Below are 1,144 nucleotides of genomic sequence, written 5' to 3'. Positions count from 1 at the left end.
GGGCCTTGACGATGTTCTCGCCGGCCAGCCGGACCGAGGTGTTGCCCGGGTTACCGTCCCAGCCCTCCCAGGTGGGCGCGTACAGCACCGTCGTGTAGTCGCTCTTCGGCGCCGCGGCGCGCTCGTCGGCGTGCTGGATGGGGCTCAGCTGCGGGCGGCCCACCTCCACCACGTCCTTGTCGTCGACCCCGACCTCGGCGAGCTGGTACCGCTCACGTGCTGCTTCTCCGGCGACCCACACCTGGTCGTACGCCTTGGCGTAGGGGTTGCAGGAGGAGAGCTTGTCGGACTCGCCGTGGTTGATGAAGGCGTGCTTGAGGGTGGGGATGCGCAGCACCTGGGAGGTCTTGCCGGAGTTGGCCGGGTGCAGCAGCACCTTGAGCGTGGAGTGCTCCAGCCGCATCAGGTGGGCGACCTTGGGGATGCAGACGATCGGGATGTCGGTGGCGTCGATCTTCTGCACCATGAACCGCTCCCGCAGCACGATCAGCGGCCTGCCGTCCAGCTGGGCCAGGGTGCTCAGCCACATGTTCGCCTGGTACGCGGAGGTGGCGCCGCCCGAGAAGTACATGCCGATGGTCGGCCTGTACTGCGCCAGCCACTTGTCCAGCCACGCCAGCACGTCCTGCTCGCTCTTGGAGCGCTTCTTGGGCAGCAGCCAGGTGCCCAGATACACAGCGCTGCTCAGCGACAGCAGCAGGGTGCAGCTGACGCCGATCAGACCCCACTCCTGCGCCGACAGCCCGGCGCTGAGCATCAGCCCCAGGGTGCCGGGGATCGAGAAGCGCAGCAGCCTGCGGCTGGGCTGGCGGGCCAGCAGCCGGGACGGCGCGTTGGTGAGGTGCAGCGCCGAGGTGTCGATGTTGCGCGTGACGACCGGCAGGGTGCGGGTGCGGCGCACCAGCTGGGCCACCGCCTGGCACAGGAAGTGCGCGGCGTACGCGGCCAGCAGCAGCAGGGTGAGCGGGCGCTCGATGTCCGGCGGGACCTCGGGGATGCGCACCAGGCCGATGACGACCAGCATGTCGCGCAGCAGCTGTCGCGTGGTGACGTCGAAGCGGACCTTCCCGAGCAGCGCCAGCAGCCCGGGCTGCTTGTGCGTCAGGTACAGGTCGAGGGCGAGTCCCGCCAGCGAGGCGGCGAC

At 69.6% G+C, this 1,144-nt stretch carries 1 protein-coding gene; it reads right to left on the bottom strand.

What is annotated here, in order from left to right:
- Positions 1 to 1,144 (bottom strand): hypothetical protein (locus tag ACFXIV_RS48195; protein ID WP_379421575.1); only part of this gene is annotated, 1,144 nt, incomplete at both ends.

The organism is Nocardia sp. NPDC059236, from assembly GCF_042754085.1.
In the GTDB taxonomy this organism is placed as follows: Bacteria; Actinomycetota; Actinomycetes; order Mycobacteriales; family Mycobacteriaceae; genus Nocardia.
The sequence above is the reverse complement of the archived record's forward strand: the minus strand, read 5'-3'. Positions and strand labels throughout refer to the sequence as shown.